This window comes from Pseudonocardia xinjiangensis (assembly GCF_050948425.1).
Taxonomy (GTDB): Bacteria; Actinomycetota; Actinomycetes; order Mycobacteriales; family Pseudonocardiaceae; genus Pseudonocardia; species Pseudonocardia xinjiangensis.
Genome location: NZ_CP192009.1, coordinates 1052154 through 1077224 on the forward strand (window position 1 = coordinate 1052154; position 25071 = coordinate 1077224).

The following is a 25071-nucleotide window of genomic DNA, read 5'->3' on the forward strand; positions in this document are numbered from 1 at the left end:
ACGGGGGTGGGGGCCGAGGGGGATGCTCGGGTGGGTAACTCGCCGCGTCTCGGGAGGCATCACACATGGTTGACGTCGACAGCTCGGCCCACCGCACCTGGTTCGTCACCGGGACGTCATCCGGTGTCGGCCGCGCGCTGGTGGTCGCCGCGCTCGAACGCGGTGACCGGGTGGCAGCCACCGCCCGCGACACCGAACCCCTCACGGACCTCGTCGGACGCTTCCCCGACCAGCTGGTCGTCGCCGAGCTCGACGTCCGCGACGAGGAGGCGGCCCGGGCCGCAGTGCAGCGGACTGTCGACGCCTTCGGCCGGATCGACGTGGTCGTCAACAACGCGGCGTACGGGCTGTTCGGCGCGGTCGAGGCGACCACGGACAAGCAGGCGAAGGAGCTCTTCGACACCAACGTCCACGGGGTGCTGAACGTGCTGCGCGCGGCCCTGCCGGTGCTGCGGCGGCAACGAGCGGGCCATGTCGTGCAGATGTCGGCGCTCTTCGGGCACATGGCCTGGCCCGGCTGCGGGATCCTCGCCGCCACCAAGCACGCGGTCGGCGGGCTCACCGAGGCGCTGGCGATCGAGCTCGCTCCGCTGGGGATCAGCTGCACCATGATCGAGCCCGCTCAGCTCGCCACCCCGTTCGTGGCCAACGCCGTGCTCGCCGAGTCCATCCCCGACTACGACCAGACCGTCGGGGCCCTGCTCCAGTCGCTGGGTGCGGCGAGCCCGGAGTCGCTGCCCGACGCGGCCCGGGTGGCGGCGGCGGTCCTGGGCGTGGTGGACGCCGACCGGCCTCCGTTGCACCTGGCGCTGGGCAGCACGGCCGAGACCGAGATCCGCAAGGCGCACACGACGCGGCTGCGCGAGCTCGACGACTGGGCCGCGACGAGCCGGGAATTCGACGTATCGTGACCGAACACTCGGGAAACCCTCATACCGGATCAACCGCACTGCTGCCAAGCTGACCACATGGCGACGACGGTGGGGGCGCAGCCGACCTGGTACCTGTTCCGCAACTCGGGTGAGACGCGCCCACGCGCGTCCCTGCGCACCAACGTGGTCACCACGGTGCTGTCGGTGTGGTTCACGCTCGGGCTGTTCCTCGACGCCTACGCGCACGCCAACTTTCCCCAGCTCGAGAGCTTCTTCACCCCGTGGCACGCCGTCTTCTACAGCGGTTTCGCGGCCACGGCCGGCTGGATCCTGTGGACGGTGTGGACCCACGTCCGCCACGGCAGGCGCGGGGTCGCCGCGGTGCCGGCGGGCTACGGGATGACCATGGTTGCCCTGCCGGTGTTCGCGGTGTCGGGCGGCATCGACCTGGTGTGGCACGAGGTGATCGGCATCGAGACCACCACCGACATCTTCTTCAGCCCGAGCCACCTCGGCCTCATCGGCTCCATGGTCGTCATCCTGACGAGCCCGCTGCGCGCCGCGTGGGCCGATCCCGACCTCCCGGCGCGTCCGTCGCTGCGGGCGCTGCTCCCCTCCGTGCTCACCCTGTCGTTCGCCGCGAGCCTCGTGCTGCTGTTCCTCACCTACGGCAACGCGCTGCTGTTCTCCTCGCGCAACGTCGTGGCCATGTTCTCGAGCGTCAGGGACAATGGCCCCGGCACACTCGCGACGCGCATCGTCCTCACCAACCTCGTGCTGCTCGCGCCCCTGCTCGTGATCGCCCGCCGCTGGCACCTGCCGTTCGGCACGGCCACGATCGCCTACACGATCGCGGCGCTGATCTCCGCCGTCCTCATGGGCTTCGAGCTGATCACCCTCCCGCTGGCGATCGTCGTGGCCGGTGTTCTCGTCGACCTGCTCGCGGTATGGCTGCGGCCCAGCGCCGACCGGCGGGCCGCCTTCTGGATCTTCGGTGCTGCGGCGCCGCTCGTCACCTGGGCGGTCTACCTCGGGGCTGCGTCCCTCGTCGAGGGCGCGCTGCCGGCCGTCGTGGAGTTCTGGACGGGTATGCCGGTGATCGTGGCTCTGCTGGGTTGGACACTCGCGGCGCTGATGCTGCCGAACGCGATCATCGCGGGGGAGTCGACCGGTTCCGAGCGGGCCGCCGCCACCTCGGGCTAGATTCGGGTCGTGCCTGCCGTAGAACTACACAGGACGACGCTGGCCAACGGCCTGCGGGTCCTCGTCGTCCCCGACCCCGCCACCCCCGTCGTCGGCGTCGCGCTGCACGTCGACGTCGGCTTCCGATCGGAGCCGGAGGGGCGCACCGGCTTCGCGCACCTGTTCGAGCACCTGATGTTCCAGGGCAGCGAGAGCCTGGAGAAGCTGGCGCACTTCCGGCACGTGCAGGGCTCGGGCGGAGTGTTCAACGGCTCCACCCACCAGGACTACACCGACTACTTCGAGGTGCTGCCCGCGGCGGCGTTGGAGCGGGCGCTGTTCCTGGAGGCCGACCGCCTGCGCGCACCGAAGCTCACGGAGGAGAACCTCCGCAACCAGGTGGACGTCGTCAAGGAGGAGATCCGGCTCAACGTCCTGAACCGGCCCTACGGTGGCTTCCCCTGGATCCTGCTGCCGCCGGTTCTCTACGACACGTTCCCCAACGCCCACAACGGCTACGGCGACTTCTCCGAGCTGGAGCAGGCCTCGCTCGACGACGCCGCGGCGTTCTTCGACACCTTCTACTCACCGGCCAACGCGCAGGTCACCGTGGCCGGCTACCTCGACGTCGACGAGACGTTGCGGCTCGTGGAGAAGCACTTCGGCGACATCCCGGCCCGCCCGGCGCCCGTCCGGCCGTCGTTCGCGGAGCCGCTGCCGACCGCCGACCGCCGCCAGGCCGTCACCGACGCCCACGCGCCGCTGCCCGCGCTCGCCCTCGGCTACCGGCTCCCCGACCCCGCGGCCGACCTCGACGGCTACCTCGGCCACGCGCTGCTGGCCTCCGTGCTCGCCGACGGCGAGGCCGCCCGGCTGCAGCGACGGCTCGTGCACGCCGACGGGCTCGTCACCGACATCTCGGCGAGCGCCGGGCTGATGGGCCCGCTCGACGCCCGCGACCCGGACACGTTCACGATCACCGCCGTGCACCCCGCCGCGGTCGCTCCCGACCGCGTGCTCGCCGCCGTCGACGAAGAGCTCGACAAGCTCGCCGCCGCGGGCCCGAGTGCCGACGAGCTCGCCCGGCAGGTGGCCCGCTGGTCGGCCGGGCTGCACCAGGAGAACGACCGGGTGATGTACCGGATGCTCGGCCTCGGTGCCCGCGAGCTGCTCTACGGCCGGGCGGAGATCGCCGTCGAACTGGCCGACCGGCTCGCCGCCGTCACACCGGAGCAGGTCCGCGCCGCGGCGGAGAGCCTGCGCTCGTCCGGGCGGGGCGTCCTGCTCGTCGAGCCGACCGCCCCCCAGGAGGGCAACGAATGACCACCGCAAGCCAGGACACCTCAGGGCAGCACACTCCCGGCAACGCCGTTCCGGGTGAGAACCCCCGCCACCGCAGCGCCGAGGAGATCGGCCGCACCGAAGCCGGGCCGCGCCCGCTGCCGCCGCTGGGCCCCACCCGCGCCGTCCCGCTCCCCGACGTGGAGGAGCACACGCTCGACTCGGGGCTGCGGGTGCTCGTCGCCCACCGCCCCGGCGTGCCGATGGTGGAGCTGCGGCTGCGGGTCCCGTTCGCAGGCGACGAGCCCGAGCACTCCGCCGTGAGCGAGCTGTTGTCGTCCACCCTGCTCACCGGCACCACGAGCCGTGACCGCGTCGGCATCGACGACGAGATGGCGGCCGTCGGCGCCGACCTCGGGGTGAGCGTCGACCCGGAACGGCTCCAGATCGGCGGCCACGGGCTCGCCGAGGGACTGCCCGACCTCCTCTCGGTGCTCGCGGACGTCATCACCTCGGCCACCTATCCCGACGCCGAGGTCGCGCGTGAGCGGGACCGCCTGATCGAGCGGATCTCGGTGGCCCGTTCGCAGCCGCGCACCATCGCCAGGGAGGCGCTGCAGCGCAAGCGGTTCGGCGACCACCCGATCACCCGCGAGATGCCCACCGGGGACGACGTCGCCGCCGTCACGGCCGACCAGATCCGGGCGCTGCACGCCGCGGCACTCGTGCCGCGGGGGTCCATCCTCACGCTGGTCGGCGACATCGACACGGCCGCGGCGATCGCCCAGGTCGAGAAGGCGCTCGGGGGCTGGACGTCGGACGTCGCGGCCCGGGAGCTGTCCCCGCCGCCCGCGATCTCCCCCGGCGACCTCCAGCTGGTGCACCGGCCGGGATCCGTGCAGTCGCAGCTGCGGCTCTCGGCGCCCGCGCTGCGCCGCCACGACCCGCGCTACGCGGCACTGCAGCTGGCCAACCTCGTGTTCGGCGGCTACTTCTCCTCCCGGTTGATGGAGAACATCCGCGAGGACAAGGGCTACACCTACGGTGCCCACTCGGGCGTCGAGTTCGTGCCCGGTGGCGCGGTGCTCGGCGTCGAGACCGATGTGGCGAGCGACGTCACCGCGGCCGCGCTGCTCGAGACCCGCTACGAGCTGGGCCGGCTCACCGCGGTTCCCCCCACGGAGGCGGAGGTCGAGGCCGCGCGCAGCTACGCCGTGGGCTCGCTGCTCATCTCCCTGGACAGCCAGGGCGGCCTCGCGTCCTCGCTGTCGGCGCTGGCCGCCGACGGGCTCGGCATCGACTGGCTGCGGGCCCACCCGGCGCGGCTCGAGGCGGTCACCACGGAGCAGGTCGCCGAGGTGGCACTGGAGTTCTTCGCGCCGTCCGCGTTCACCGGCGTCGTCGTGGGCGACGCCGACGTGATCGGGGCCGGAGTGCGGGCCCTCGGCGGAATCACGGGCCCGTGAGCGGCTCCTGCGCGGTCGGATCCGCGCTCGACTTCACGCTGCTGGTTCCCCCTGTGCTCTCCCGCTCGGCCGTGCTCCGCGACGAGCCGTTGCGCAACGACACCGCGCGGCAGATCGAGGGGTGGCCACAGGCTCGCCTCGTGGTCGTCGACGCCAGGGGCCGCACGCCCGTGGACTGGGACGGCGGGCCTTCCGACGCCACCTGGGACGCGGTCACCGGCGGCGGCGCCCGCCTGCACACCCGGCCCACCACGGGCGACGTGCCGTCGGAGGGCGCGGTGCTGCTGGGGGAGGGCGACGGCGTCGCGTACTGGGGGGTGCGCGGCGAGCCCGACCCGGACGCGGGCGAGGACCCGAGCCGCTGGCTGGACCTGCGGATGGCCGGAGCCGCGCTCGACTCGTTGGGCGCCGGCCTGCTCACCACCGCGGTCGCCGTCCTCAACTGGCACGACGCCGCCCACTTCTGCGCGCGTGACGGCTCCCCGATGCACCCGCGCCAGGCCGGGTGGCACCGGCACTGCGAGGCCAACGGGCACGAGGAGTACCCCCGCACCGACCCCGCCGTCATCTGCCTGGTGCACGACGGCGCCGACCGCGTGCTGCTCGCCCGGCAGCCGTCGTGGCCGGAGGGGCGCTACTCGGTGCTCGCCGGGTTCGTCGAGGCGGGGGAGTCGCTGGAGGCGTGCGTGCTGCGGGAGATCCACGAGGAGGTCGGCGCCACCGTGCGCTCGGTGCGCTACCTCGGCAGCCAGGCGTGGCCGTTCCCGCGCTCGCTGATGGTCGGCTTCCACGCCGAGGCCGACCCGGACGTCCCGCTGGTACCTGCTGACGGCGAGATCGCCGAGGCGATGTGGGTGCGCCGGGCCGAGCTGCGCGCCGCCCTCGACCACGGCGACTGGGCCGCCGACGGGCAGCAGGGCGCGCGTCCCCTGCTGCTGCCCGGCCGGGTGTCGATCGCGCGCTCGATGCTGGAGTCCTGGGCCGCCCTCGACTGACCGCACACGGCTGGTGGCCACCGTGCACACGTCCTGATGTGTGCACGGTGGCCACCTGATGTGTGCGGTGTGGCTAGGCCGCCAGGTCCGCCACCTTCTCGGCCACCACCGCGAACGGCGGGTTCGTCAGTGCCGTTCCGTCGGCGAAGACGACGGTGGGGACGGTCTGGTTGCCGCCGTTGACGCCCTCCACGAAACGGGCCGCCTCGGGGTCGCGCTCGATGTCGACCTCGTCGTAGGGGATGCCGGCCTGGTCCATCTGCAGCTTGAGCCGGCGGCAGTAGCCGCACCACGTCGTGGAGTACATCGTCACGTCAGCCATGGTCGATTCAACGACCGGCGGCGTTCTTCTCTTCCTCGGGTGTCAGGATGGTCAGGTGACTGCTCGCCTCGTCCCCGACGCCCCGGAGTCCGGCCTCGACGACGAGCAGCTCGCCGCGGTCACCGCACCCCGGGGCCCGGTGTGCGTGCTCGCCGGGGCCGGCACCGGCAAGACGCGCACCATCACCCGGCGCATCGCCCACCTCGTGCGTACCGGCCACGTCGCGTCGGGCCAGGTCCTCGCGGTCACGTTCACCGCGCGCGCGGCAGGGGAGATGCGCACGCGGTTGCGCACGCTCGGGGTGGCGGGCGTGCAGGCCCGCACGTTCCACGCGGCGGCCCTGCGCCAGCTGCGCTACTTCTGGCCGCGCGTGATCGGCGGCGACCAGTGGCAGCTGCTGGAGGGCAAGCTGCGGATCGTCGGGCAGGCGGCGGCGCGTGCGAAGGCCGGCACCGACGCGGCGTCGCTGCGTGACCTCGCCGGCGAGATCGAGTGGGCGAAGGCAACTCTCGTCACCGCCGAGGGCTACCCGGCGGCGGTCGCGAAGCTGCGCCGCGACACCCCGGGCCCCGCCGAGCAGGTGGCCACGGTGTACGCGGGCTACGAGGAGCTCAAGAACCGCGCGGAGCTGCTCGACTTCGACGACCTGCTGCTCCACGTCGCCGGGGCGCTGGAGGAGCACGGCGCGGTGGCCGAGGAGTTCCGCGACCGCTACCGCTGCTTCGTCGTGGACGAGTACCAGGACGTCACGCCGCTGCAGCAACGCGTGCTCGACGCCTGGCTCGGGGAGCGCGACGACCTCACGGTGGTGGGCGACGCCAACCAGACGATCTACACGTTCGCCGGCGCCAGCCCGCGCTACCTGCTCGACTTCCCGCGCCGCTTCCCGGAGGCGGCCGTCGTGCGGCTGCAGCGCGACTACCGGTCCACCCCGCAGGTCGTGGCGGCGGCCAACACGCTCATCGGCTCGGCCCGCGGCCGCGTGGCCGGCAGCCGGTTGCAGCTGGTCGGGCAGCTCCCACCCGGGCCGGAACCCGACTTCTCGGAACACGACGACGAGCCGGCCGAGGCCGCCGCCGTGGCTGCGCAGATCAAGCGGCTGGTCGCCGACGGCACCCCGGCCGCCGAGATCGCGGTGCTGTTCCGGATCAACGCGCAGTCGGAGGTCTACGAGCAGGCGCTCACCGAGGTCGGCGTGCCCTACCAGGTGCGCGGAGGGGAGCGGTTCTTCTCCCGGCCGGAGGTCCGGCGGGCGATGACGGTGCTGCGCTCCGCGGGCTCCGGGCGGCCCGACGACGGCACCCCGCTCGTCGACGCCGTGCGCGCCGTCCTCGCTCCCGTCGGACTCACCCCGGAGCCGCCCGGCGGTGCCGCGCAGCGGGCCCAGTGGGAGTCGCTGCTCGCGATCGTCGAGCTCGCGGAGGAGCTCGTGGCGGTGGAGCCCGAGGCCGATCTGCGCCGCTTCGCCGCGGAGCTCGAGACGAGGGCCGACGCCGCGCACCCTCCCACGGTGCAGGGCGTCACGCTCGCGTCACTGCACGCCGCGAAGGGCCTGGAATGGGATGTCGTGTTCCTCGTCGGGCTCGTCGACGGCACGCTCCCGATCCAGCACGCCGACGGCGACGACGAGGCGATCGAGGAGGAGCGCAGGCTGCTCTACGTCGGGATCACCCGGGCCCGGCGCCGGCTCGCCCTGTCGTGGGCGCTGTCCCGGCAGCCGGGTGGCCCGCGCCGCAGGCGGCGGAGCCGCTTCCTCTACGGGCTGATTCCGGAGGAGCACGCGGCTTCGCGGATAGCGAACGGGTCGAGCCGCGGTGGCCCGCGGCCGCGCTGCCGTGTCTGTGGTTCCCCGCTGATGGGCGCCGACGCGCTGAAGATGCGCCGGTGCGCCGACTGTCCGTCCGATGTGGACGTCGAGCTGCTCGACAGGTTGCGCGGCTGGCGGAGCGAGGAGGCCAAGGAACAGCAGGTTCCGGCCTATGTGGTCTTCACCGACGCCACCCTCACGGCGATCGCCGAGCAGCGGCCCGCCGACAACGCGGCACTGGTACGGATCCCGGGTATCGGCGCGCGCAAGCTCGACCGCTACGGGCCTGCGGTGCTGGCGCTGGTCACCGACCCGGATGTATCTGATAGTTGATCCGAGAAGTTCCCCGTAAATCAGTTGTGCGGTCTGTCCGGGTGTCTCTAACGTATCCGTCGACGGTCCTCATCAGCCCGTCTTCTGCTGCGACCTCACGCGAAGGGGGTGTCCTGTGATCACGATGATGCTTCCCATCTCCGGGATCTACGGCGCCCGCGTGCGCGTCGAGTCCGGTATCGCGACGGTCGGCTCCCCGCGCCACGCGCACGTGTGGCAGAAGCGACCGGCAGGCACGGCTCTCGGTGCCTTCGTGATCAAGGGCGTCAGCGTCACCGATAACAGCACAGGTGTGTCCGAAGTGGAGTGTCGCCCAACCTAGGCGGCGACCTCGCCACCGGCCCGAAGAACCAAGGCCGCGGACCCACACCGGGATCCGCGGCCTTTTTGTTTGTCCTGCCTGACCACATCACTCAGGAGGTAGAGGTGTTAGTCCGATCAGTTCCGTTGGACGGCGGAGCGATCAGTCCCGACCAGCTCGGTGGCGACCCGGTCACCGGTCTGGGGTCCCTCCTCGACGCGGCTCCCCGCGCCGGGTTGGACCTTCCGTGTCGTTCGGGCGATGCGGACCTGTGGTTCGCCGAGGCTCCTGCGGAGCTGGAGCGGGCCAAGGAGCTGTGCGGCCACTGCCCCATCCAGGCCGAGTGCCTGGCCGGCGCGGTGCGCCGTGAGGAGCCGTGGGGTGTCTGGGGCGGCGAGATCTTCTTGCGCGGGGCAGTCATCCCGCGCAAGAGGCCCCGTGGCCGTCCGAGCAAGGCTGCACTGGCCCGCGACCGCGAGTATGCCGCGGCCGTGTCCGCCTGATCCACGCCCCACCCGTCGGCCCTTCGAGGGCCACACCGACAGGAGACCGATTCCGATGACCGACTTCAACCCGCCGACGGCTGCTCCCACCCAGCCGCGATCCATGGTCCTGCACCGAGAGGGAACCCAGATGTTGCTCCACGAAGCCCTGGCCAGATCCCGACAGCGGGAAGCCGAAGAGGCAGCCCGTCACTACACACTGGCCCGCCGGTTCACGGCGGGCCGCCGGTGGGCGTCGCTCGCCGGCTTCGCCGACAGGCGCGCGACCCGTGCACGGGCGAGCGCAGGCGCGGCTCAGCTGCACGGGCACTCCCGTTCCGCGGTGAACGGGCTCCGTGCCGTATGAGCGGTGCCGACGAAGAGAACAGGTAAGTAACCGACGTCCCCGGTCGACCGGCCATCGGCCGGGGCGCCGTCGGCCTCCGATACCGAACCCACCTCTGGACCCGGCCCGGCCCGCTCCACGCCACGATCAGCGGGACCGGGGCCGGGTTCAGAGGTGGCGGCCGGCCGACTCGTCCTCGGCGTCGAAGATCCACGGCTGCCAGTGCCCCACGATCCCGCGCAGCGGCACATCGGCGTCGAGCTGGCACAGCACACCGAGCGTGCCCATCGTGACGCGGTGCACGAGCAGGTACTGGGGCGGCAGGTTGAGCTCGCGACCGGTGTTGAAGTCGGGGCTCCGCAGGTCCCCCACCCGTTCGGCCTGCCGCTGCAGCCACCGCCGGTTGAAGCGGAAGGTGTCGGTGCGCAGCGGTTCGGTGAACGGTGCCAGGTAGGTGACGGCGTCCTCGGCGCGCAGTGGCGAGCCGGCCCGCACGAACCCGTTGTCACGCAGCAGCGTGAGGAGCTCCTCCGGCTTGTCCTCCAGCGCGAGCCGGACCATCACCGACAGCGGCCGGGGGAGACCCTCGGGCAGGCGCGCCACGGCGCCGTAGTCGATGACGAGGAGCCTGCCGTCGTCGAGAACCTGGAAGTTGCCGGGGTGCGGGTCGGCGTGCAGCAGCCCGACCCGGGCCGGCGCGGAGTAGTGGAACTCGGCGAGCAGGGCGGCGGCCTTGTCGCGCTGCTCCTGCGTGCCGCCCCGGATGACGTCCGACAGCTTCCGGCCGGTGACCCACTCGGTGACCATCGCCCGCGGGGCCGACGCCACCACGCGTGGCACCTTGACCTTGTCGTCGCCGTCGAACGCCGAGGCGAACGCGCGCTGGTTCTCGGCCTCGTCGCGGTAGTCGAGCTCCTCCTCCATCCGGTCGCGCAGCTCGGCGATCAGTGGCTTGATCTCCAGGCCCGGCACCAGCGGCTGCATCAGCCTGCTCATCCGCGACAGCTGCCGCAGGTCGGAGCGCAGCGCCTCCTCCGCGCCGGGGTACTGCACCTTGACGGCGACCTCGCGCCCGTCCTTCCAGATCGCGCGGTGGACCTGGCCGATGCTCGCGGCCGCGGCCGGTGTCTCGTCGAAGTCCTGGAACCGGTTGCGCCAGCCCCGGCCGAACTGCTCGGCCAGCATCCGGTGCACGTCGGCAGGGGGCATGGGTGGGGCCGCGGACTGCAGCTTGACGAGCGACTCGCGGAACGGCGCCGCGTACTCGTCGGGGATGGCGGCCTCGAACACGCTCAGGGCCTGGCCGAACTTCATGGCGCCGCCCTTGAGCTCGCCGAGCACGGCGAAGAGCTGCTCGGCGCTCTTGGCCATCAGCTGGGCCGAGATCTCCTCGCCGTCGCCTCCGACGAGCCGCCTGCCCCATCCGGCTGCGGCTCGCCCGGCAACTCCGAGCGGGAGACTGGCCAGCTTGGCCGTGCGCGAAGCCGTACGCCGCGGGATGTCGGTCACGCTGTTTCCTTTGTGGGGTGCGGTGCCGCCGTGGCGAGCGGCGGGATCGCCGACGCGAAACGCTCGCCGGCCGTGGCATCCCTGTCGATGGTCGTCGGTGGGTCGGGCCGTGCACCGTCCGATGGCGGGCTTGCGGGCTCCTTCACCCCCTGATTGTGTCCCGATCTCCCCCTTGCGCGCATGTTGCCTTCGGTCACGAACGCGGATTCACTCGCGGCCGAACACGGCTGGGCCGTGGTGGAGGTCCGTTGACCGCACCATCACATGACGGGCGGTCGGGGCGGCGACGAGATCACCGGGATCTCGCCGGCCGTCGAGGAAAGGGCCGGGGCGCTGCGGAAACGGCTGCCCAGCGATCCGGGTGCCGAGAGGACACCTCCGACAGCCCGCCCTCAACGGATCACCGTACGGGGCGGGCTGTGGAGGACCTCACGCCAGACGCGTCAGTGCTGTCCGGCCTTGTCCAGGTCGGCATCCTTGCAGGTGGCAGGCGCGTTGATGGGGTTGCATCGGGCCACCGTGTTGCCGGCGAGCGAGGCGTAGTAGCCCGAGCCGAATCGGGCGGCCATCCCGGGAACCGGGTAGTCGGTGCTGACGACCTGGGCGCCGCTGGTCAGCGCGGCCTCGCGACGCGTGGGGTCGCCGGAGCGCGCCTCGCCGGTGGGCGCGTCCGCCCGGGTCCGGATCATGTAGCCCTGCTTGACCAGGTCGATGATCGTGTCGTGCAGTTGCGGCGCCTCGTCGCGGATCATGAAGGCTGCGTCCGGCTTGTCGCCGTTGTCCTGGGCGTTGGTGAAGAACAGCCGGCCCGCGAGGCTCGGGTCGTTGCCCTGGAGGTACTCGGGCCGGAGGTTGTCCATCGCGAACATGACCTTGCCACGGGCGTCGCGCAGGGTCGGCCAGCCGTACTTCAGGACTGAGTCCCGCAAGGTCATCCCGTTGTGGCGGACGTCGTCGGGCGTGATGACGCGGTCGCGGGGGAACACCGACAGCACTTCCTGCTCGGCATTGGTGAAGCTGTCGTGCGCCCAGGGCAGCATCGGTTGTGTCGGGTGGCCCGGGAAGTTCGGGCCGTTGCCCTGGTCGAACTGCAGCAGGATGGTGATCGGCACGGCGTTGGGGTTCTTGTCCAACCAGTCCTTGACCTGCTTGAGGCAGTCGACGAAGGTCAGGCAGCTGGTGTGGTAATCAACATCCTCCTCGTGGAGGACCTTGATGCCGGGCTTGTTCATCACCTCCGGGTGCCACGGTCCTTCGCCCGAGATCTGGCGGAGGATCGGATTGGTGAACCGGCCTCCATCGGGATCCTGGGCAAGGTCAAACTCGAGACTACGAACCTTTTGGCCGTCGAGTTGCTGCTGGATCGGGGCGTGGGAGTACTCCTCGCCACCGGTGCCGGAGCCGGGCTGGGCCTGCTCCCGGATGGCCTTCTCCGGGTCGGTGATCTCCACGTGGAAGCTGTTGTGGGTGCCGACGGTCTGGATCTGGTTGATCCGGACCTGGTTGTCGTGGCCCACGCCCGCGGCGACGTCGGTAGGCGGTGGAACAGGGGTCGGTGAATTCCCGATACTCGGGGGAACGACGTCGGACGAATCTGTGTCGTTGTTCGGGGGAACGGGGGTGGGCGTATCCACTCCAGCGGTCGGAGGAGCGGGGGCAGCCGAATTCCCACCAGTGTTCGGGGGAACGGGGGTGGCAGCAGCGGCGATTCCGATCGGGGTGATCAGCGCCGAGGTGACGGCAATGACCAACACGGACCGCGAGAGTAGACGCACGCAGGTCTCCATAAAGTGGGCGAATGGTGCGGCCCCAAGATTCCAGCGTCTTCACTCGATCGAGTGGTCCGCCGCTGAACACTGGACGAACCAGATCTGTCCATCGTCGATGAATCGGGAAATTCCGACAAATCTGTTGAGTATGAATAATTCGCTGTTCCGGACCGATCACCGGCACCGGTGCTCCGCGCGCCTACCCCGCGGCGAGCCCGCACCGGCTGCTCGACGGGCAAGGAGGCCTGCTTCAGGATCACGCGCGAGCCGAGTCGGGAGGAGTTCGCCGAGGTGGCGGCACCCGCTCGCTGCTCGCCCCGCACCCGCAGCCGGGCTGGGGTGACCAGGTGCGCCGCACCAGCGTGCCGGCGACGACGTCGAGCTCGATCGTGGTGTCGAGGGTGGGGGGTGGCGGCCCGCCGCCCGCGGTGGCGTCGAGCGCGGCGAGAACCTGCGCGGCGGCGAGTGCGGCGGTGGCGCGGACCGCCGCCGGATCACCGCGGCCCGCCCTGCCCACGAGCTGCGCGGCGACGGTGGGCCAGCCGGGGTCGTGGGCGCTGCGCAGCAGGTCGAGGCAGCCGAGACAGGCCGTGCGACCGGGCAGGACGAGCGGCCCGACGACGCCGATGCCGTCGCGCATCCGGGTGGAGAGGTGGGCGGTGCCGCCCGCGTGCAGCTCCGTGACCCGTTCGGGCTCGGGGGCGAGAGCATCGGCGAGCACGACCAGGTCGGGCACCAGCCGCTGCGGTGGCGGCCCGGTGGTGACGCCGGGGCAGAGCCGGCGCACCGCCGCCCGCGTGGCGGCGAGCCGGTCGTGGCCGCGGTCGGTGTCGAGGAACCCCGTGCCCAGGTCGGCCGCGAGCACCGGGCCCGAGGTCTCGACGTGCACCGCGCCGACCCCGGCCTGTGCGAGACCGACCACGACGCCGACCGACAGCGGCCCGCAACCGGTGACGACGACGGTGCTGGTGGCCCGGTTCCGGGTCGTCCGGTCCAGCGCCGTGGCGTCGACCAGGGCCCCGGCCGCGACGAGCTCGCACACCAGCGCGTCCGCCTCGGCCGCCTCCACCCCGCGATGCACCGCCCTGGCGACGAGCTCGGCGTGGCCCACCGGGCCGTCCAGCTCGTCGAGCATCGCCGCCAGCGCGGGCGGGAGGTCGTCGACGGCGACGGCTGTCGCCGGGTCGAGGCCGAGCAGCCGGGCTCGGGGGCCCAGCCGGAGCACCGACCGGTGCGGGGACAGGCGGAGCATCACCGGTGGGGAGGGGCGCGCTGCGGTCGGCATCGGCCGATGGTGCGCCGTGGCCGGGACTGCTGCATCCGGCTGTCCACAGACCCGAGCTCGGCTGTGGACAACTCCGGGAGTCGCCCCGGCGCCCAGGCCCGGGGCTTAGGCTGGAGTGATGGCGCAGCCCGCGGTCGTTGAGGTCCGGCGCAGTGACCGCCGCCGGCGCATGGTCAGTGCCCGGCGCGAGGGCGACACGGTGATCGTGTTCATCCCGGGGTGGATGAGCGACTCCGAGGAACGGCGCTGGGTCGACGAGATGGTGCGCCGGCTGGAACGCAGCGAGGCCCGCCGCCGCTCACCCGCCCGCAAGGGCGACGACGAGCTGCGCCGTCGCAGCATGGAGCTGTCCCGCCGTTACCTCGACGGTCGCGCGGAGCCGAGCACCGTGCGCTGGGTGGCCCCGATGCGCACGCGCTGGGCGTCGTGCACGCCTGCCGATGCCACGATCCGGATCAGCGACCGGCTGCGTGACGTCCCCGGCTGGGTGGTCGACTACGTGCTGATCCACGAGCTCACCCACCTGCTGGAGCCCGGGCACGACGACCGGTTCTGGACGTGGGTGCACCGCTACCCGCGCGCTGAGCGCGCCATGGGCTACCTCGAGGGGCTCTCCGCCGCCGCCGGCCTCGGCCTGGTGGGCATCGACGGCGACGAGCCCGACGCCGAGGCGGGCTGACGAGCCGCCCGGCACCGCCGACCGCGGTGCCGGGCTGCCGGTGTTCCCAGGTGCCGGTCCGCGGATCAGGCGGTGGGCCTCGGCCCGTCGGACTCGGGTCCGTCGGACTCCGGACCGTCGGACTTCGGCTCGCCGGACTCCGGTCCCTCGGACTTCGGGGTGTCGGTGCTGTCGCTGCGCCCCTTCTCGGGGTCGTCGGCGGCAGCCTTGCCCGCCAGCTTCTCCAGCTCCGCGATCGGGTCGCCGATCTCGTCCCGCCCGACGAACCCGGCCGGGTCGTCGAGGTCGTCGGCCGACGGGATCAGGTCCGGGTGGGCCCAGAGTGCGTCGCGGCCCGCGGTGCCGCGCTGCTCACCGAGCAGTCGCCAGAGCTCCGCGGCGGCGCGTAGCCGGCGCGGCCGCAGCTCGAGGCCGACCACCGTGGCGAAGGTCTGCTCGGCGGGGCCGCCGGAGGCGCGGCGGCGGCGCAGGGTCTCCCGCAGGGCCTCCGCCCCCGGAAGGCGGTCGCCCACCGCGTCGGCGACCACGGCGTCGACCCAGCCCTCGATCAGGGCGAGCAGGGTCTCGAGGCGGGCGAGCGCCGCCTCCTGCTCCGGGGTGGTCTCGGGCTCGAACATGCCCGACTGCATGGCCTCCTCGATGGCGGCCGGGTTGGACGGGTCGATGCCGCGGGCGAGCTCCTCGATCCGGGAGGTGTCGACCCGGATGCCGCGTGCGTACTCCTCGACGGTGCCGAGCAGCCGCTCCTTGAGCCAGCCGACGTGGGCGAACAACCGGTGGTGCGCCGCCTCGCGCGCGGCCAGGTAGATCATCACCTCGCTGGCGGGCCGGTCGAGGTCCTTGGTGAACTTCTCGATGTTCTCCGGCAGCAGCGCCGCCACCCGGTCGGGACCGACCGGCACGCCGATGTCGGTGGAGGTGAGCACCTCCGCGGCGAGCTGGGCCAGGCCGCCGCCCAGCTGGCTGCCGAAGGCGAGCCCGCCCATCTGGCCGAGCATCGCCAGCATCGGGCCTGCGGCGGCGCGTGCCTCCTCGGGCACGGCGTCCACCCACGACACGGAGACCCGCTGGGCGACCGGGTCACACAGCCGCTTCCAGGTGGGCATGCTGGCGGTGACCCACTCACTCGCCGACCAGGCCTTGGTCTCCACGGCACCGGCGGGGAAGTCGGTGGCGGCGTCGAGCCAGAGCTCGGCGAGCTTCACCGCGTCACTCACCGCGGCGCGCTGCGCCCCCGTGAGCGAGGACGTGGTGGCGGCGAGGCGCTGCTGGGCGAGCTGCGCCGCGAGGTCGTAGTTGACGGGGCCGCCGCCCGTGTTCTGCGCCTGGCTGAGCATCTGCCCGAGCTGGGTGAGCATCTGCCCCAGCTGGCTGACGTCGAACCCACCCGCGCCTCCGGGCATACCCGGCATGCCCGGCAGGCCGGGGAACCCGCCGGGGGGCATGCCCGGCAGGTTGCCGAAGCCGAACGGATCCTGCGGCCCGTTGCCCGGGCGATCGGGCTCGCGCCCGCGGTCGTTCTCGTCGTCGCGGTCGCGGTCTCGGTCGGACGGCCCGAATCCGAACGGGGTATCGCTCATATCACTACGGTACGCGGGTCCGCCCTGCTCAGGTGTTCGCGCTCGGCAGTAAAACTGCTGCCCGTGGTGCCTCGTGCCGACCGTTCGAGGGCGTCGCAGGCGGTCCACATAGGCTGTGAGATCGTGAACCGCCGGACGTGGACGCTCGTCGTCGCAGGCATGCTCGCACTGGCGCTCGGCGTGCTCGCCGCGGCAGTGCCGGTACCGATGGTGGCACTGGGTCCGGGGCCCACGTACGACACGCTCGGTGACGTCGACGGGAAGCCGGTCGTGGCCGTCGACGGCCTCCAGGTCTTCCCGACGTCCGGGCACCTGAACATGACCACGGTCTCGGTGACCGACCGCCTCACGCTGTTCTCGACGCTGGGCCTGTGGGCCGCGGGTGACCGCCAGGTGGTGCCGCGCAGCGACGTCTTCCCCCCGGAGAAGACCGACGAGCAGGTCCAGCAGGAGAACACCGAGCAGTTCGCGGCCTCGGAGGCGAACGCCGAGGTCGCCGCACTGACCGAGCTGCGGGTGCCCACGCGCGTGGTGGTGGGCGATCTGGTGCCCGACTCGCCTGCCCAGGGCCGGCTGGAGGTCGGCGACGAGATCGTCGCGGTGTCGGGGCAGGCCGTCGACTCGCCTGCCGCCGTGTCGAGCGCACTTGCGTCGACGAAGCCGGGGCAGTCGGTCACGATCACCTACCGCCGGGCGGGCCAGCAGCGTGACGCCGACGTCGTGCTCGGCTCGAGCCCCGACCGGCCGCAGGGGCTGCTCGGCGTCCGCCCCGGCATCGAGCCGCAGGCGGGCGACATCAGGATCAGCCTGGGTGACATCGGCGGTCCGTCGGCCGGCCTCATGTTCGCGCTGGCCGTGATCGACAAGCTGACTCCCGGCAACCTCGCCGACGGGCGGTTCGTCGCCGGCACCGGAACGATCGCGCCGGACGGCCAGGTCGGTCCGATCGGCGGCATCCCGTTCAAGATGCGCGCGGCGCGGGACGCGGGGGCCACCGTGTTCCTCGTCCCGGCCGACAACTGCGCAGAGGCCGCCGCGAACGCGCCAGCCGGGTTGGAGCTCGTGCGCGTCGCGAACCTGCAGGACGCTCTCACCGGCCTCGATGCGCTCTCAGCCGGCCGGACGCCGGTTTCCTGCTCACCTGCTGCCTGAATCGGGCGACTCGGACATTTGAGGCCCCCACGGGAACCCCACACCCCCTCCGTAGAGTTGGATGAGCAGGGCGCATCGACGGGCCGGCTGCAGGAGGCGATCGGGCAGGTCGCCGCGGCACCGGACCGACCCGTTGCCCGCGCCCGGCGCCCGACCCCGCGAAGACTGGAGTGTGCCCTGTGGCCATGCGGCCCCCGGTGGGAGCACCGACGTTGAGCCGCCGTACCCGGATCCTGCTCATCCTTGCGGGAATCGTGGTGCTGCTACTCCTCGGCGGCTCGCGCCTCATCAACTTCTATGTCGACTGGCTGTGGTTCGGGGAGGTCGGTTACCGGGGCGTCTTCGCGACGGTCCTGTTCACCCAGATCGTCCAGTTCCTGGTCGCCGCGCTGCTGATCGGCGGCCTGGTGGCGCTGTCGCTGTGGATCGCCTACCGCTCGCGCCCGGTCTTCGTGCCCGTCACCGGGCCGGAGGACCCGATAGCGCGCTACCGCACGGTGATCATCCAGCGGCTGCGGCTCTTCGCCATCGGTATCCCGCTGATCATCGGGGTCATCGCGGGTCTCGCGGCGCAGGGCGACTGGCAGACCGTCCAGCAGTTCCTCAACTCCACGCCGTTCGGGGTCACCGACCCCGAGTTCGGCATCGACGTGGGCTTCTACGCGTTCCAGCTGCCGTTCTACCGGTACGTGCTGGACTGGCTGTTCGTCGCGGTGGCCATCTGCTTCGTGGTCTCGCTGATCACCCACTACATCTTCGGCGGGATCCGGCTCAGCGGGCGCTCGGGCCAGGTCTCGGCCGCTGCGCGCGCCCAGCTGGCGATCCTCGCCGGGGTGTTCGTGCTGCTCAAGGCGGTGGCGTACTACTTCGACCGCTACGAGCTGCTGTTCAGCAACCGCAGTGACATCTTCACCGGTGCCACCTACACCGACCTCAACGCGGTGATGCCCGCCAAGCTGATCCTGCTGTTCATCTCGATCATCTGTGCCGCGGCGTTCTTCGCGGCGGTGTTCCGGCGCAACCTGCAGCTGCCCGCGATCGCCACGGTGCTTCTGGTCCTGTCCAGCGTGCTGATCGGTGCGGCGTGGCCGCAGGTGCTGCAGCAGTTCGTGGTGTCGCCCAACGCCAACGAGCGTGAGTCGGTGCCGATCGAACGCAACATCGCGGCCACCCGGCAGGCGTTCGGGCTCACGGACGACAAGGTCACCGAGGTGCCCTACAGCGGCACGTCGGAGGCCACGCCCGCCGCGGTCCGCAACGACACCGCCACGGTGCCGAACATCCGCCTGCTCGACCCGGCCAAGGTCGGCGACACGTTCACGCAGCTCCAGCAGCGGCGTACGTTCTACGGCTTCCCGCAGAAGCTCGACATCGACCGGTACAACATCAACGGGAAGATCCAGGACTACATCGTCGCCCTGCGCGAGCTGAACAGCGCGGGCCTCACCGGCAACCAGACCGACTGGATCAACCGGCGGCTGGTCTACACGCACGGCAACGGGATCGTGGTGGCTCCGGCCAACCAGGTGAACGCGGTGCTGGACGAGGCGGGTGGCCAGGGCGGCCTGCCCAACTTCACCAGCATCGACATCAGCAACTCGAACTCGCCGTCGTTGCCGCCGAGCCTGCGCGTCACCGAGCCGCGGGTGTACTACGGCGAGCTGATCGACGGGTACTCGATCGTCGGCGCAGAGCCGGGTGCCACCCCGCGGGAGTACGACTCCGACACGCAGAGCTACACCTACACGGGCAAGGGCGGTGTGCCGCTGGGCAACATCGTCAACCGGCTCGTGTTCTCGCTGTTCTACGGCGAGCGCAACATCCTGTTCAACAACTCGATCAACGCCGACTCGAAGATCATGTACGTCCGCGACCCGCGTGACCGGGTGCAGGCGGTGGCGCCGTGGCTCACCACGGACACCGACCCGTACCCCGCGGTGGTCAACGGGCGGATCGAGTGGATCGTCGACGGCTACACGACGCTGCAGAACTACCCCTACGCCGAGCGGATGGGCCTGGGGCAGGCCACGGCCGACGCACTGCAGCCGTTGCAGCGGGCGCAGCAGGACAAGGACATCAGCTACCTCCGCAACTCCGTCAAGGCCACCGTCGACGCCTACGACGGCACGGTCACGCTGTACGCGTTCGACGAGTCCGATCCGGTGCTGAAGACCTGGATGAAGACCTTCCCGGGCACCGTGCAGCCGGCGTCGGCCATCAGTCCGGACCTGAGAGCGCACTTCCGGTATCCGGAGGACCAGTTCAAGGTGCAGCGCGAGCTACTCACGCGCTACCACGTGGACAACCCGCTGGAGTTCTACGGCAACGTGTCCTTCTGGGACGTGCCGTCCGACCCGACGGTGCCGGGCGGTGGCGGAGCAGGCGGCGCACCACAGCCGCCGTACTACATCCTGGCGGGTGAACCAGGGGCCGCGGGCCAGGAGGGCACCACGCCCACCTTCCAGCTGACCAGCGCGCTGGTGTTCCGCAACCGGGACATCCTCTCGGCCTACGTCACGGCGAGCTCCGATCCGGCCAACTACGGCAAGATCACGGTGCTCCAGCTACCACCGGACACCCAGACGCTAGGCCCGCAACAGGTGCAGACCCAGTTCGTCGGTTCACCCAACGTCAGCCAGGACCTAGGACTGCTATCGAGGGGTGGGCAGAGCACCGTCGAGTACGGCAACCTGCTCACCCTGCCCGTGGCCGGCGGACTGCTCTTCGTCGAACCGGTATACATCGAGCGCGCCAACCAGCAGTCGAGCTATCCACAGCTGGCGAGAGTGCTGGTGTCCTACAACGGGCGGGTCGGCTACGACGCGAACCTGTCCGTGGCGCTCGATCAGGTGTTCGGGGCTGGGGCCGGGGCGGCGGTAGCGCCTCCGGCCGGGGGAGCACCAGCCGGCACGCCACAGCCGGGGAATGCGCCGCCGGCAGCCGGTGGGGCCGCCGCGCCAGCGGCCAGTCCCCAGGTCGCCGCAGCAGCGGCGGCGATCCAGAGCGCGATCACCCAGCTCCGCGCCGCGAACCAGAGTGGTGACTTCGCGGCGCAGGGCCAGGCGCTCCAGCAGCTGGACTCGGCGGTCCAGCAGTTCCAGCAGGCGCAGGCGGCCGCCGGCTCGACGCCGACGCCACCACCGCCTGGTCCCGGCGGCTGATTCACGGCCCGAACGCCACCGCCCCGCCGACCTGACCAGGTCAGCGGGGCGGTGGCCGTTAGGGGGACCCCCCGCTGCAGGCAGGTTTCGGAGGGGTGTAATGTCTTCAACAGCAAGACAGCAACATGGCAACGCGGGGTGGAGCAGCTCGGTAGCTCGCTGGGCTCATAACCCAGAGGTCGTAGGTTCGAATCCTACCCCCGCTACCAGCGGAAACGGCCCCCGGACATCAGTCCGGGGGCCGTTTTCATGCCCGCGGTAGCAAGGATCGTAGTAGGCCTCGGTCGGTAGGCCTCCGGAGCGGGGTCCTCGGGGCCGGTGACGGCCCGCTCGATCAACTGGCTGATGAGCTCGGCGGCGGCAGGCTATCCCGACCGGCCGACTGGCTACCGCTGATCTGCTCGTGGCCCCGCCGACTGCAGGCTGAGCAGCGGTACGCAACGTCCGGCCTCTGGATCCACGCCCTCGAAGCGTTTAGCGTCATGATCGACATTCATCGTCGACGGGGGACCGCATGACCAGCATCGGAATCGCAGGCCCGAGAAGAGTACTAGCCGACGTGCTGCCCGGCGGCGGCGTCCGTGACCTCGCCCTGGTGGTGGGCTCGGCGGTCTTCGTCGGCTTGTCCGCACAGGTGGCGATCCCCCTCGGGTTCACCCCGGTGCCCCTGAGTGGGCAGACCTTCGCCGTGCTGCTTGCCGGCGCGGTGATCGGACCTGCCCGCGGCCTGCTCGGGATGGGTGTCTACCTGGCTGCCGGCGTCGCGGGGCTTCCGTGGTTCACCCAGCACACCTCTGGATGGGGCGGCGCCAGCTTCGGCTACATCGTCGGTTTCCTCCTGGCCGCGGTGCTCGTCGGTGACCTCGCTCGTCGGGGAGGAGACCGCACCCCGACCCGTACGGTGGGCATCATGATCGTCGGAAACCTCGCGATCTACGCGGTCGGCGTGCCGTGGCTGATGGTTACCGTCGGAATCGGGTTCGGGCAGGCGCTCGCGCTCGGTGTCCTCCCCTTCCTGATCGGTGACGCGATCAAGATCGCGGTTGCCGCCGGGCTCCTGCCCACCGCATGGCATCTCGTCCATCGGGCCGAGCGGGACTAGCCAGGAAAGGCACCTCTCGGGCTCCGCCCGAACCCGCACCGCTCGGAGGTCAGGGGAGTGCGGCATGGGTGATGATCTCCTTGCGGCACGGGATGCCGTCAGTGTCGGGGGGCGGTGCCAGGCTGACGCCGCAGCCAGCAGGCGGGAGTGCTGCTGGTGTTCAGAGGAGGGCGCCCCCGGAGACTTCGAGGCGTTCTGCGGTGACCCAGCGCATCTGGTCGGAGACGAGGGCGGCGATCGCGTCCCCGATCTCCTCGGGCCGACCGACCCGTCCGAGAGCGGTCTGTGTGGCCAGGTAGCCGCGTAGTTCGGCGTTGTCTCGCATCGCGCCGCCGTTGAAGTCGGTTGCGGTGGGTCCGGGGGCGACGGTGTTGATGCGGATTCCGCGGGGTCCGAGTTCCACGGCGAGGGTGCGGGTGAGGGCTTCGACGGCGGATTTCGCTGCCGTGTAGATCGACGTTCCGGGGCTCACGTGCCGGGTCAGGGACGTCGAGATGTTCACGATCCGGCTGCCGTCGCCCATGAGTGGCACGAGTGCCTGGATCAGGAAGAAGGTGCCGCGGAAGTTGGTGCCGACCAGCAGGTCGAATCGTTCGGGTGTGACCTCTGTCAGCGGGTCGAACAGCCCGATGCCTGCGTTGTTGACCAGCACGTCGAGCCGGCTCGCTCCCCAGCGGGCGGTCAAGCCCTGCTCCAGGTCGGAGACGAATGCGGAGAAGGCGGAGACGTCGCTGATGTCGAGCGGCATGGTCATGACGTCCCCGCCTGCGGCTTCGATGAGCCGAGCCGTGTCCGTGGCCTCACCGCCCGGACGGTGGGTGACCACGATGCGGTATCCGGCAGCGGCGAGGGACCGTGCGGCGCTGCGGCCCAGGCCTCGGTTGCCGCCGGTGATCACGGCGACGCGGGGGTCGGTCATGTCAGGGCTTCCTTCGTGAACGTGACGTGGACGAGCGGGCTGCCTGCCATCCACTGCTCCAGCGGCTCGACCGGCTGGGGGATCCCGGCGGGATTCCAGGCCTGGTCGAGGTCGGCGATGATCGCGCGGAAGACCCTCGTCCGATGCGCGGCGTCGCGGATCGGTGTTCCCACCGCATCCAGGTCGGCGCGCACTCCATGCTTCAGATGGAAGGTGAAGCCGGGGTTCTTCACGATGTTCGCGTACCAGTCGCGGCGTGCCGGCTGGGTCGACAGGTAGATCTCGCCATCAGCCCGGTAGAACCACACCTCGATCCGGTGGTGCCTGCCGGTTCGGGCACCGGTCGTCGTGATGTCGATCGTGCGTTCCCGCGCGCGAGACGCTGGGGTGATCGCCAGCGCGTTCTGTATCGACGTGTCCATGACCGCTCCAATGTAAGTAATTGATTACTTACAAGCTAGGGTCATCGTGAACCCTTGTCAACGTGACTGACCAGGAGGTCCCCCTTGCCCGCCAGAAACCCGGAAGCGACGAAGGCCCGGATCCTCGACGCCGCGGTCGGCGAGTTCGCCGCGCACGGCTTCGCCGGTGCCCGTGTCGAACGCGTCGCCCGACGGGCGGGGACGAACATCCGGATGATCTATGCCTACTTCGGCAGCAAGGACTCGCTGTTCGACGCCGCGCTCGTCGATTCCGTCCGCTCCATGGCCGCGGCCGTGCCGCCGACGACAGAGGACCTGCCGGGCTGGGCAGGCAGGCTGTTCGACTACCACGGGCGTGCGCCGGCAGCGATGCGCATCAGCTTGTGGGCTCAACTCGAACGCCCTCAGGCGGCATCCGAACCCATGGAGAGCTACCTGGCCAAGACGGCACAGGTCGCAGATGCCGTCAGCTCACCCCTCCCCGCAGTCGACCTGCTCACGATCATCTACGCCGTCGCCCAGGCGTGGTATCTCACACCGGTCGGGCTGCTCTCTGCGGACGGCTCAGACCCCTCCGACGACGTGCGCATCGCCGCGCATCGAGCGGCACTGGTGACGGCCATCCGAAGAATGGTGGAAGGCCAGACGGAACACGGATAGGGCCGCAGTTGCGAGGGGCGCCTTGCTGAACCTGCGAGGCCGGTCTCGCGTATGCAGCGACGGACCCGGCGAGCTGGTCGTCGGTACCCCCTGTCGCAGGACCACCGTAGGTTCGAGTACTACCCCCACTACCAGCGGAAGTGGCCCGCGGACATCAGTCCGGGGGCGTTTTCAGGTCCTGGGCACTAAACCTCGGTCGGCCGGCCGATGAGCTCCCCGGCGCGTCCACTGCTCTCTGGGTCAGGTCGTCATCGACCACGCGTTGTCGAGCCGGGTCAGCTCGGCGGGCGCCAGGTTGATCGATGCCGCCGCGATGTTCGCCCGAGCGTGACCGACCCGGGTTGTGCCGGGGAGGGGCACCACGTCGGCGCCGTATGAGGGGCCGCGGCTGTGAACCCAGGCGAGCGCGATCTGTCCGACGGATGCCTCGTGAGCCGCGGCGATCTCACGCAGGGTCTCCTGCTTCGCGTCGTCCGTCCGGACGTGGCCCCTCGGCTCGTGCAGCGCGCCGTGGCTGGTCGGTGAGTGCGCGACGATGGTGATGCCGAGGGCTGCCGCGGTCTGGGCGAGTGTGCTTTCGATGCTGCGTGCGGACAACGACCACTGTTCCTGGAGCGCGGTGACCGGGTGGACGGCATGGGCACGCTTCAGGTCCTCGGCCGTCACGTTCGAGAGGCCGATGGCACCGATCTTGCCCGCGTCGAGCAGGCCGGTCATGGCGACGATCGTCTCCTCGATGGGGACCGTGTCGCTGCGATGGTGCAGGTAGTAGAGGTCGATGCGATCGGTCCGGAGGCGCCGGAGGCTGGCTTCGCATGCCTGGCGTACGTACTCGGCGTCGGCCCGGACGTCGAAGCCCTCCGCGACGTCGTCGTGCCATACCAGACCGAACTTGCTCGCGAGGACCACATCATCCCTGCACCGGGCGATCGCGCGGCCGACGAGGTCCTCGTTCTGGTAGGCGTCGGCGGTGTCGATCATCCGGACGCCTGCGTCGAGCGCGGCATCGATGACGCGGAAAGGGTCCCGGTCGGGATCCGCCGAGTCGGTCACGCGTAGGCGCATCGCGCCGAACCCTTGATGGCCCAGGTTGATGGCGCCGAGAGCCGTTCTGCTGCTGGTCACGAACCGAACGGTAGGGCCTGAACCGGACTTCAGGTCCAGTCGTCGAGTGGATCCGCCCGCCACCGCCTGATCTATCCCGTCGCGAGGCTGGGGACGGTGCTCATCTCAGCTCTCAGCCGATCGAGCCGGGGAGTACGAGTCGGAGGCGCCTCCGTCCAGCGCTGTGCGCCACAGTGACAAACCTGCCGCCAGTTCCGCGGCGCCTCCAGGCAGCAGGTGAAGCCGTCGTAGATCCAGTCGTGCCGGCCCCGGTCGAGGCACGCCCAGTAAGCCTGCCGGGCATCGTCCGGCACGTCCGGCGGGAGCCGGGGGCAGCGGCAC

The 25071-nt window shown here is 71.1% G+C and carries 21 protein-coding genes and 1 tRNA gene; 14 read left to right on the forward strand and 8 right to left on the reverse strand.

The genetic code is table 11. The features are described from left to right. Positions 1–65: 65 nt before the first annotated feature. The 5 genes from ACQPZA_RS05145 to nudC are packed head-to-tail and all read left to right on the forward strand — an operon-like array spanning position 66 to position 5796. Positions 66–911: an SDR family NAD(P)-dependent oxidoreductase gene (locus tag ACQPZA_RS05145; protein WP_433278824.1), complete on the forward strand. Its 846-nt coding sequence runs from the start codon at positions 66–68 to the stop codon at positions 909–911. 57 nt (positions 912–968) lie between these two features. After that, positions 969–2075 (forward strand): hypothetical protein, encoded by a 1107-nt coding sequence (locus ACQPZA_RS05150; protein WP_433278826.1) that lies wholly within the window; start codon positions 969–971, stop codon positions 2073–2075. A 9-nt stretch (positions 2076–2084) separates the two neighbouring features. Continuing rightward, entirely contained in the window at positions 2085–3377 is a 1293-nt protein-coding gene (locus tag ACQPZA_RS05155; protein ID WP_433278828.1) for a M16 family metallopeptidase, read from the forward strand. Then, positions 3374–4801: a M16 family metallopeptidase gene (locus ACQPZA_RS05160; protein WP_433278830.1), complete on the forward strand. Its 1428-nt coding sequence runs from the start codon at positions 3374–3376 to the stop codon at positions 4799–4801. Before ACQPZA_RS05155 ends, ACQPZA_RS05160 begins: the two co-directional genes overlap by 4 nt. Further along, entirely contained in the window at positions 4798–5796 is a 999-nt protein-coding gene (gene nudC, locus ACQPZA_RS05165; protein WP_433278832.1) for an NAD(+) diphosphatase, read from the forward strand. Before ACQPZA_RS05160 ends, nudC begins: the two co-directional genes overlap by 4 nt. A 73-nt stretch (positions 5797–5869) precedes the next feature. Here nudC and ACQPZA_RS05170 read toward each other — a convergent pair whose 3' ends face one another. Then, positions 5870–6118 (reverse strand): mycoredoxin, encoded by a 249-nt coding sequence (locus ACQPZA_RS05170; RefSeq protein ID WP_169397714.1) that lies wholly within the window; start codon positions 6116–6118, stop codon positions 5870–5872. Positions 6119–6173: 55 nt separating this feature from the next. On the opposite strand from ACQPZA_RS05170, the gene ACQPZA_RS05175 reads away from it, so the two are divergent. From ACQPZA_RS05175 to ACQPZA_RS05185, 3 genes are all read left to right on the forward strand, one after another. Beyond that, a complete protein-coding gene (locus ACQPZA_RS05175; RefSeq protein WP_433278834.1) occupies positions 6174–8258 on the forward strand; it encodes an ATP-dependent DNA helicase UvrD2 in 2085 nt (694 codons plus the stop codon). A 115-nt stretch (positions 8259–8373) separates the two neighbouring features. Beyond that, positions 8374–8580, forward strand: coding sequence for a hypothetical protein (locus ACQPZA_RS05180; RefSeq protein ID WP_169397716.1), 207 nt, complete (start codon positions 8374–8376; stop codon positions 8578–8580). Between the two features lie 104 nt (positions 8581–8684). Beyond that, positions 8685–9062: a WhiB family transcriptional regulator gene (locus tag ACQPZA_RS05185; protein WP_407692225.1), complete on the forward strand. Its 378-nt coding sequence runs from the start codon at positions 8685–8687 to the stop codon at positions 9060–9062. Between the two features lie 493 nt (positions 9063–9555). On the opposite strand, the gene ACQPZA_RS05190 is transcribed toward ACQPZA_RS05185, so the two are convergent. The 3 genes from ACQPZA_RS05190 to ACQPZA_RS05200 form a co-directional block, all read right to left on the reverse strand. Further along, a complete protein-coding gene (locus tag ACQPZA_RS05190; protein ID WP_169397717.1) occupies positions 9556–10896 on the reverse strand; it encodes an ABC1 kinase family protein in 1341 nt (446 codons plus the stop codon). Positions 10897–11339: 443 nt separating this feature from the next. Then, positions 11340–12650 carry a Ca2+-dependent phosphoinositide-specific phospholipase C gene (locus ACQPZA_RS05195; protein ID WP_433278837.1) on the reverse strand — a complete coding sequence of 437 codons (1311 nt, stop codon included), beginning with the start codon at positions 12648–12650 and terminating at the stop codon, positions 11340–11342. 271 nt (positions 12651–12921) lie between these two features. Then, a complete protein-coding gene (locus tag ACQPZA_RS05200) occupies positions 12922–13950 on the reverse strand; it encodes a TOMM precursor leader peptide-binding protein (RefSeq protein WP_433278839.1) in 1029 nt (342 codons plus the stop codon). Between the two features lie 118 nt (positions 13951–14068). Here ACQPZA_RS05200 and ACQPZA_RS05205 point away from each other — a divergent pair, with 118 nt between their 5' ends. Then, the gene (locus ACQPZA_RS05205; protein WP_169397719.1) at positions 14069–14629 is read left to right on the forward strand and encodes a M48 metallopeptidase family protein; all 561 of its coding nucleotides are present in this window, start codon (positions 14069–14071) and stop codon (positions 14627–14629) included. 65 nt (positions 14630–14694) lie between these two features. Here ACQPZA_RS05205 and ACQPZA_RS05210 read toward each other — a convergent pair whose 3' ends face one another. Next, on the reverse strand, positions 14695–16209 hold the full coding sequence (locus ACQPZA_RS05210; RefSeq protein WP_433278841.1) for a zinc-dependent metalloprotease: 1515 nt from the start codon (positions 16207–16209) through the stop codon (positions 14695–14697). Positions 16210–16332: 123 nt separating this feature from the next. Here ACQPZA_RS05210 and ACQPZA_RS05215 point away from each other — a divergent pair, with 123 nt between their 5' ends. The 4 genes from ACQPZA_RS05215 (at position 16333) to ACQPZA_RS05230 (ending at position 21624) form a co-directional block, all read left to right on the forward strand. Continuing rightward, positions 16333–17361 carry a YlbL family protein gene (locus ACQPZA_RS05215; RefSeq protein WP_433278843.1) on the forward strand — a complete coding sequence of 343 codons (1029 nt, stop codon included), beginning with the start codon at positions 16333–16335 and terminating at the stop codon, positions 17359–17361. Positions 17362–17546: 185 nt separating this feature from the next. Beyond that, on the forward strand, positions 17547–20522 hold the full coding sequence (locus tag ACQPZA_RS05220; protein WP_433278845.1) for a UPF0182 family protein: 2976 nt from the start codon (positions 17547–17549) through the stop codon (positions 20520–20522). A 132-nt stretch (positions 20523–20654) separates the two neighbouring features. Next, positions 20655–20731: transfer RNA gene (locus ACQPZA_RS05225), tRNA-Met, on the forward strand. A gap of 305 nt (positions 20732–21036) precedes the next feature. Then, entirely contained in the window at positions 21037–21624 is a 588-nt protein-coding gene (locus ACQPZA_RS05230; RefSeq protein WP_433278847.1) for a biotin transporter BioY, read from the forward strand. Between the two features lie 160 nt (positions 21625–21784). On the opposite strand, the gene ACQPZA_RS05235 is transcribed toward ACQPZA_RS05230, so the two are convergent. Beyond that, entirely contained in the window at positions 21785–22543 is a 759-nt protein-coding gene (locus tag ACQPZA_RS05235) for an SDR family NAD(P)-dependent oxidoreductase (RefSeq protein ID WP_433278849.1), read from the reverse strand. Further along, on the reverse strand, positions 22540–22965 hold the full coding sequence (locus ACQPZA_RS05240) for a nitroreductase/quinone reductase family protein (RefSeq protein WP_433278851.1): 426 nt from the start codon (positions 22963–22965) through the stop codon (positions 22540–22542). Before ACQPZA_RS05240 ends, ACQPZA_RS05235 begins: the two co-directional genes overlap by 4 nt. 84 nt (positions 22966–23049) lie before the next feature. On the opposite strand from ACQPZA_RS05240, the gene ACQPZA_RS05245 reads away from it, so the two are divergent. Next, complete coding sequence (locus tag ACQPZA_RS05245; protein ID WP_433278853.1) at positions 23050–23625, forward strand: TetR family transcriptional regulator; 576 nt, start codon at positions 23050–23052, stop codon at positions 23623–23625. Between the two features lie 240 nt (positions 23626–23865). Here ACQPZA_RS05245 and ACQPZA_RS05250 read toward each other — a convergent pair whose 3' ends face one another. Then, positions 23866–24813: an aldo/keto reductase gene (locus tag ACQPZA_RS05250; protein WP_433278855.1), complete on the reverse strand. Its 948-nt coding sequence runs from the start codon at positions 24811–24813 to the stop codon at positions 23866–23868. Positions 24814–25071: the final 258 nt, after the last annotated feature.

What these genes read in the sequence shown, in the direction of transcription:
- ACQPZA_RS05205 (WP_169397719.1), top strand. Translation starts at nt 14,069, where the DNA reads ATGGCGCAGCCCGCGGTCGTTGAGGTCCGGCGCAGTGACCGCCGCCGG.
- ACQPZA_RS05200 (WP_433278839.1), bottom strand. Translation starts at nt 13,950, where the DNA reads ATGCCGACCGCAGCGCGCCCCTCCCCACCGGTGATGCTCCGCCTGTCC.
- ACQPZA_RS05210 (WP_433278841.1), bottom strand. Translation starts at nt 16,209, where the DNA reads ATGAGCGATACCCCGTTCGGATTCGGGCCGTCCGACCGAGACCGCGAC.
- ACQPZA_RS05240 (WP_433278851.1), bottom strand. Translation starts at nt 22,965, where the DNA reads ATGGACACGTCGATACAGAACGCGCTGGCGATCACCCCAGCGTCTCGC.
- ACQPZA_RS05220 (WP_433278845.1), top strand. Translation starts at nt 17,547, where the DNA reads ATGCGGCCCCCGGTGGGAGCACCGACGTTGAGCCGCCGTACCCGGATC.
- ACQPZA_RS05230 (WP_433278847.1), top strand. Translation starts at nt 21,037, where the DNA reads ATGACCAGCATCGGAATCGCAGGCCCGAGAAGAGTACTAGCCGACGTG.
- ACQPZA_RS05150 (WP_433278826.1), top strand. Translation starts at nt 969, where the DNA reads ATGGCGACGACGGTGGGGGCGCAGCCGACCTGGTACCTGTTCCGCAAC.
- ACQPZA_RS05170 (WP_169397714.1), bottom strand. Translation starts at nt 6,118, where the DNA reads ATGGCTGACGTGACGATGTACTCCACGACGTGGTGCGGCTACTGCCGC.
- ACQPZA_RS05160 (WP_433278830.1), top strand. Translation starts at nt 3,374, where the DNA reads ATGACCACCGCAAGCCAGGACACCTCAGGGCAGCACACTCCCGGCAAC.
- ACQPZA_RS05235 (WP_433278849.1), bottom strand. Translation starts at nt 22,543, where the DNA reads ATGACCGACCCCCGCGTCGCCGTGATCACCGGCGGCAACCGAGGCCTG.
- ACQPZA_RS05145 (WP_433278824.1), top strand. Translation starts at nt 66, where the DNA reads ATGGTTGACGTCGACAGCTCGGCCCACCGCACCTGGTTCGTCACCGGG.